Annotated in this window: 7 protein-coding genes; 1 reads left to right on the plus strand and 6 read right to left on the minus strand. The window is 68.2% G+C overall.

Annotated elements, in window-relative coordinates; translation table 11 throughout:
* The 4 genes from ACRDSQ_RS06070 to ACRDSQ_RS06085 all read right to left on the minus strand — a co-directional run.
* On the minus strand, positions 1–883 hold an 883-nt coding region (locus tag ACRDSQ_RS06070), incomplete at its 3' end, for an AfsR/SARP family transcriptional regulator (RefSeq protein ID WP_431419534.1).
* A 113-nt stretch (positions 884–996) separates the two neighbouring features.
* Positions 997–3,105 (minus strand): 3-hydroxyacyl-CoA dehydrogenase NAD-binding domain-containing protein, encoded by a 2,109-nt coding sequence (locus tag ACRDSQ_RS06075; protein ID WP_431419536.1) that lies wholly within the window; start codon positions 3,103–3,105, stop codon positions 997–999.
* A complete protein-coding gene (locus tag ACRDSQ_RS06080; RefSeq protein ID WP_431419538.1) occupies positions 3,105–4,334 on the minus strand; it encodes a thiolase family protein in 1,230 nt (409 codons plus the stop codon). Before ACRDSQ_RS06080 ends, ACRDSQ_RS06075 begins: the two co-directional genes overlap by 1 nt.
* Positions 4,335–4,434: 100 nt before the next feature.
* A complete protein-coding gene (locus tag ACRDSQ_RS06085; protein WP_431419540.1) occupies positions 4,435–5,142 on the minus strand; it encodes a TetR/AcrR family transcriptional regulator in 708 nt (235 codons plus the stop codon).
* A 152-nt stretch (positions 5,143–5,294) separates the two neighbouring features.
* Between ACRDSQ_RS06085 and ACRDSQ_RS06090 the strand changes: the two genes are divergently transcribed.
* Positions 5,295–5,741: a nitroreductase family deazaflavin-dependent oxidoreductase gene (locus ACRDSQ_RS06090; protein ID WP_431419542.1), complete on the plus strand. Its 447-nt coding sequence runs from the start codon at positions 5,295–5,297 to the stop codon at positions 5,739–5,741.
* 6 nt (positions 5,742–5,747) lie between these two features.
* Here ACRDSQ_RS06090 and ACRDSQ_RS06095 read toward each other — a convergent pair whose 3' ends face one another.
* Both ACRDSQ_RS06095 and ACRDSQ_RS06100 read right to left on the minus strand, forming a co-directional pair.
* Positions 5,748–6,116 carry an RloB family protein gene (locus tag ACRDSQ_RS06095; protein ID WP_431419544.1) on the minus strand — a complete coding sequence of 123 codons (369 nt, stop codon included), beginning with the start codon at positions 6,114–6,116 and terminating at the stop codon, positions 5,748–5,750.
* Positions 6,034–6,534, minus strand: coding sequence for an RloB family protein (locus tag ACRDSQ_RS06100; RefSeq protein ID WP_431419546.1), 501 nt, complete (start codon positions 6,532–6,534; stop codon positions 6,034–6,036). Before ACRDSQ_RS06100 ends, ACRDSQ_RS06095 begins: the two co-directional genes overlap by 83 nt.
* Positions 6,535–6,635 lie beyond the last annotated feature (101 nt).

The raw sequence follows: 6,635 nt of genomic DNA on the forward strand, positions 1-6,635 counted from the left end.
TCACCAGCGCGCCCGCCGCCTTTCGGTGCAGCCGCGCCCGGTCCGGCGCGGCGGCCGACGCCAGCGCCGACTCGTAGGCGAGCCGCGCGCCGCGCAGATCGCCCGCGACCGAGCGGAGGTCGCCGACCTGGCGCCACAGGTCGGCGGTCAACTCGGGTGGCGTCATGCGGCCCGCCCGGATCTGCTCGTAAAGCCGTTCGGTCGCGGGGCTCGGTGCCACACCGAGGTCGCGGTCCAGGGCCACCCGCAGCGCGTCGTACGCGGCCATCGCCGAGGACCTGCGCCCGGCCAGTGCCTGCAGCCGCATCACCGCCGCCCCGGCTTCCTCATGGCTGGGTTCGTCGGCCAGAACCCGACGCAAGGCGGTGATCGCCGCGTCGACATCGGCCCGCGCTTCCAGCAGGGCGGCCCACTCGACGAGAAACTCATGGGCTTGGCGGCGCAAGCGGTCGGCGTGGGGTTCGGCCCACTCCTCGTAGCGGTCCTCGGGGAGCAGATCTCCGCGGTAAAGGTCCACCGCGCTTTGGTATGCCGCGGGCTCGCCCGAGCGACGGGCGGCGAGCAGCGCCGTCTCGAACGCCGAGACGTCCACGAAGTCCGCGTGCAGGCTCAACTGGTCCCCGACGGAACCGACGCTGTCGGCCCCCAGCACCTGGCGGACCTCATGCAGGGCCTTGCGCAACTGGTTGGCGGCCGCGGCGACCGGCAGGTCGGGCCACAGCGCGTCGGCGAGCTGCTCGCGGTGCAGGCGTCGGCCGGGCGTCAGCGCGAGCACTTTGACGATCGCGCGCGCCTTGCGCAGCCGCCAGGCGGCCTCAGGCACCTCCTGGCCGCCCAGAGCCACTCGAAACCCGCCGAGCAGCCAAATGTGTAGCTTGTCCACGACCGCCTCCGCTGAGACGCCTAACTGTACGACTGAGCTACGCGCGGCGGGTATGACGAACAGCGCCCCTGGTGTCTCCGAGGAGACACCAGGGGCGCTGTGGACTGTCTGGGTCAGGCCGTCGGGACCGAGGCCACGCCCGGGGACAGGAACGGCTTGCCGTTGACCTTTTCCGAGATGCCCTCGCGGTCCAGGAACGGCGTGATGCCGCCCAGCCAGAACGGCCAGCCGCCGCCGAGGATCATGCACAGGTCGATGTCCTGCGCCTCCGCGACCACACCCTCGTCGAGCATGATGCGGATCTCCTCGGCCAAACCCTCCAGCGCCCGCGCGCGGACCTGGTCGGTGGTCAGCGGCGCGTCGCCGAACTCCCACAGGGCCTGAACCTCGGGGTCGACGCTGGGCTTGCCGGAGGCGTCCCAGGTCCACACCGCGTTCTTGCCCGCCGCGACGAACTTCTTCATGTTGTCCGAGACACCGAAACGGTCCGGGAACGCGCGGTTCATCGTCTCGGCCACGTGCAGCGCCACCGGGGCGCCGACGAGCTGCAGCAGCACCAGCGGGCTCATCGGCAGGCCCAGCGGCTCCAGCGCGTTGTCCGCGACCTCGAACGGGGTGCCCTCGTCGATCGACTGGACCACCTCGCCCATGAAGCGGGTCAGCAGCCGGTTGACCACGAACGCCGGGGCGTCCTTGACCAGCACCGAGGACTTCCGCAGCGCCTTGCCCACCGCGAATGCGGTCGCCAAGGTGGCGTCGTCGGTGCGGTCGGCGCGGACGATCTCCAGCAGCGGCATGACCGCGACCGGGTTGAAGAAGTGGAAGCCGACGACCCGCTCCGGGTGCTTCAGCTTCGACGCCATGTCGGTGATCGACAGCGACGAGGTGTTCGTCGCCAGCACGCACTCCGCGCTGACGTGCGCCTCGACCTCGGCGAACACCGTCTGCTTGACGCCCAGTTCCTCGAACACGGCCTCGATGACGAAGTCGGCGTCGGAGAACGCGGCCTTGTCCAGCGAACCCGACACCAGCGCCTTGAGCCGGTTCGCGCCGTCCGGGGAGACCCGGCCCTTGGCTGCGAGCTTGTCGATCTCGGTGTGGACGTAGCCCACGCCCTTGTCGACCCGCGCCTGGTCGATGTCGGTCAGCACGACCGGCACCTTGAGCTGACGGGCGAACAGCAGCGCCATCTGGCTGGCCATCAGGCCCGCGCCGACGATGCCGACCTTGGTGACCGGACGCGCGAGCGACTTGTCCGGGGCGCCCGCGGGCTTCTTGGCGCGCTTCTGGACCAGGTTGAACGAGTACAGACCCGCGCGCAGCGTGTCCGTCATCAGCACGTCGGCCAGCGCCTCGGTCTCGGCCGCGTAACCGCGGTCGAGGTCGTGCTCTCGGGCCAGCTCCAGCAGCTCGATCGCCTTGTTCGCGCCCGGGGACGCGCCCTTGGTCTTGCCGTGCACGATCGTCTTCGCGCGCTCCACGGCCGCGTCCCACTCGGCGCCGCGGTCGATCTCGCGGCGGGTCGGGGTGACCTCGCCGTTGACGACCTTCGACAGCCACAGCAGCGACTGCTCGAGGAAGTCGGCCGAGTCGAGCAGGGCGTCGGTGATGCCCAGCTCGAGCGCCTGCTTCGGCTTGAGCATCCGGTTCTGCGACAGCGCGTTCTCGAAGATCACCGTCACGGCCGCGTCCGGGCCGATCAGGTTCGGCAGCAGCTGCGTGCCGCCCCAGCCCGGGAACAGGCCGAGGAAGACCTCGGGCAGCGCGATGGCCGCCGCGCCCGAGGACAGGGTCCGGTAGTGGCACGACAGCGCCAGTTCCAGGCCGCCACCCATGACCGCGCCGTTGACGAAGGCGAAGGTCGGGATCTCGGACTCGGTGAACCGGCGGAAAACGTCGTGCCCGGCCTGGGCGATCTCCAGCGCGCGCTCGCGCTCGGCGACCTGCTCCACACCGGACAGATCAGCGCCGACGGCGAAGATGAACGGCTTGCCGGTGACCGCGATCGCGGCCGGGTCGGCCGCGACGGCGGCGTCGAACGCGGCGTTGAGCGACACCAGGCTCTGCGGCCCGAAGGTCGACGGGCGGGTGTGGTCGTGGCCGTTGTCGATGGTGATGAAGGCGACCGGCTTGTCCACGCCGGGAACCTTGATCAGCCGCGTGACGGCGTTGGTGACGACCTCGTCGGGGAAAGCGGCCTTGGCCTGCTCCAGGGTCAGCATCAGTTGCCACCACCGTTCCAGTACGGGTTCTCCCAGATCACGGTGCCGCCCATGCCGATACCGATGCACATCGAGTTGATGCCGTAGCGGACCTCGGGGTGCTCGGCGAACTGGCGCGAGAGCTGGGTCATCAGCCGGACACCGGAGGACGCGAGCGGGTGGCCGCACGCGATGGCGCCGCCCCACTTGTTGACCCGCGGGTCGTCCTGGTCGATGCCGAAGTGGTCGAGGAACGCGAGCACCTGCACCGCGAACGCCTCGTTCAGCTCGAACAGGCCGATGTCCTCAATGGACAGACCGGCGCGCTGCAAAGCCCTCTCCGTGGCCGGAACGGGCCCGACGCCCATGACCTCGGGCTCGACACCGACGAAGGAGTAGCCCACCAGCCGCATGCCGACGGGAAGACCCAACTCGCGGGCTGTTTCTTCTTCGGCGAGGATGCAGCCGGTGGCGCCGTCATTGAGGCCCGCCGCGTTGCCCGCGGTGACGCGGCCGTGCGGACGGAACGGGGTCTTGAGGGCGGCGAGCTGCTCGAGCGTGGTGCCCGGGCGCGGCGGCTCGTCCTCGGTCGCCAGGCCCCAGCCCAGGGTGGCGCTCTTGGTGGCCACGGGGACCAGCTCGGGGCCGATCTTGCCCGCCTTGACCGCGTCGGCGTACTTCTCCTGGCTGCGCGCGGCGAACTCGTCGCAGCGCTGCTTGGTGATCGCCGGGTAGCGGTCGTGCACGTTCTCCGCGGTCTGGCCCATGACCAGCGCGGTCGGGTCGACGATCTTGTCGGCGACGATGCGCGGGTTCGGGTCGACGCCCTCACCCATCGGGTGGCGGCCCATGTGCTCGACACCGCCCGCGATCACCACGTCGTAGGCGCCGAAGGCGATGCCGCTGGCGCTCGTGGTCACGGCGGTCATCGCGCCCGCGCACATGCGGTCGATGGCGTAGCCCGGAACCGACTTGGGCAGGCCCGCGAGCAGCGCGGCGGTGCGGCCGATGGTCAGGCCCTGGTCGCCGATCTGCGTGGTCGCCGCGATCGCGACCTCGTCCACCCGCTCCGGGGGCAGTTCTGGGTGCCTGCGCAGCAGTTCACGGATGACCTTCACGACGAGATCGTCGGCGCGGGTCTCCGCGTAGATGCCCTTCGGGCCGGCCTTGCCGAACGGCGTGCGTACACCGTCGACGAAGACCACGTTCCGAACGGCGCGCGCGGCTGCGGATGCAGCGGGTGCGGCCACGGGGGTGCTCCTTAGTCGAATATGGGCTACCGACTGGTAACAAGGGCTACTCTAGCCCTGGTTACCAGTGAGTAACATGTTGTCGCGGCTATGGAGTGGGTCACAGACCGACGAAGTCCGCCATCGTCGCCGCCGAGAACTCGAAGAACTCGTCCGCCGGATCCGCCGAGCCGACGAGCTGGCCGAACAGTTCGAAGCTGATCACGCCGAACAGCTGTGTCCACGCCACCATTACCCGCGCCAGCGCGCCGGGCGGCAAGTCGATCGAGTTCATGCTGATGACCGAGCTCAGCTGGCTGCGCAGGCCGTGGCCCACGCTGCTGTCGTCGACCTTCCCGGCTGTCGCGATCGCGGTGAGCAGGAGCGGGACCCGGGCGGCGGGGGCGACGGTGTCCTGCGGGGCCTGGTAGCCGGGGACGGGGGAGCCGTAGATGAGCGCGTACTCGTGCCGGTGGGTCACGGCCCAGGTGCGCACGGCGCGGCATGCGGCGAGCCAGCGCCCACGCGGCTCGGCCTCTGCTTCGCTGGCGCCCTTCGTCCTGGAGTTGCCCTGGCGGATTCCGCTGTCGGCGTGCTCCGCCGCCGCCCCCATCGCGTCGTACGCGTCGATGATCAGGGCGGTGAGCAGGTCGTCGCGGCTGGGGAAGTAGCGGTAGAGCGCGGAGGACGCCAGCCCGAGGCTGCGCGAGACGGACCGCAGCGAGAGGCTCTGCGCTCCGTCGGTGACGAGCTGCTTGCGCGCTTCGTCCTTGATCTCCTGGGCGACCTCGGCTCGGGCCCGGTCACGTGCGGTTTTGCCTACGTTCATCATCAAAATGTAGCACTGCTCTCTATTATGAGCATTGCTCTGAATTGAGAGCGCTGCTCTTGACTGTGAGCAGTGCTCTCGTGTTCACTGCTCACAACAGAGAGCACTGCTCACAAACGAGAGCACTGCTCTCGCGGTAGGGGAGGAAGATCATGTCGGTTCGCTACCAGCGCCCGGGCGCGCTCACCAAAAACGTCTTCAACCGCATCGTCGCGTTCCTGGTGCGGCGGGGCGTCAACGTGTGGGGCTCGCGGGTGCTGTCCGTGCGCGGCCGGAAGTCAGGGGAGATGCGCTCGACCCCGGTCAACCTGCTCGTGGTCGACGGAACCCACTACCTGGTCGCGCCTCGCGGCCACACCCAGTGGGTCCGCAACCTGCGCGCCGCGGGAGAAGGCGAACTACGCCTCGGCCGCCGTGTTCAACAGTTCACCGCCATCGAGGTCCCCGACGACGCCAAGCCCGCCCTGCTGCGCGCCTACCTCAAGCGCTGGAAGCTCGAGGTCGGCATCTTCTTCGATGGCGTCGACGACAAGTCGCCGGAGGCCGACCTCCGCCGCATCGCCTCCGACCACCCGGCCTTCAAGGTCGACCTGGCCTGACCCGCGCTAAAGTGATCCACTCTTGCTCGCAGGTCCCGACCTCGCTGATGCCTTCAGTAGCTCGTCTATGAGTCGCCACACGCCAGAACTGGGGTTGTGACTTCGTGGGTGTCCCGCGCGCTCATGGCCGTCCTCGGTGCCTCGCGCTCGGTGACGCGCCGCTTCGTAGCGGCCGCTGAGCCTCGCGCAGTCAATCCGTTTACCGCCGGGAAGCTGTTGGCTTAGTAGTCGCTGAATCGAATGCCCGGTGGTGTGTGAACTGTGATCTTTGAAGTGCCAGTACGGCCAGATTTCAAAGCATGGGTTGCTGATCGCCAAACGATATTTCCTCGCGTTCCGCGAGCCGTATTGCGTCTGGCAGGCGCCGATGCTCATCGACGTCTACCACGCACCAGACCTGGTCGAATTTCTCGTTATCGTCCCGAAAAGCTCGCGCTTTTCTGTGCGCTTCCTTCTTGCGTCGGGCGGCGATCTCCACCAGTTGAACCGGATCGCCATTTTCGATCGGCACTTCGATCGTCAACAACTGATCGCGTAGCGCATTTCGGACGTACTGAAAATAGAGTGGTTCGGTAGCGGTGCCTTCGCATACCACCAGAAAACGTGCGCGAGGCGCGAATCGTGGACTGCGGCGTGCTGCAACCCGGTAGGCAGCAAGAGGCTTGCGACCCGCCATTAGTGGCCGTTTCCTGCAGGCTTCAGCGCATCTAACGCCACGTACGGGATTGCCCCGTAGCGCCCTTGTAGGTAGCCGCGCTCCCAGTTCTCTAGTACTACAGCCGCAATGTGTCATGCTTGATGCGTTGTCGCTGGTAGTGGCTTCGGCGGGCTCTGGTTTGGTGGAGTCTGCGCCAGTGTGACCAGTGTTCGGTGTGTATTTCGGGGTGGGTTGGT

It is taken from the genome of Actinokineospora sp. (assembly GCF_050699995.1).
Lineage (GTDB): Bacteria > Actinomycetota > Actinomycetes > Mycobacteriales > Pseudonocardiaceae > Actinokineospora.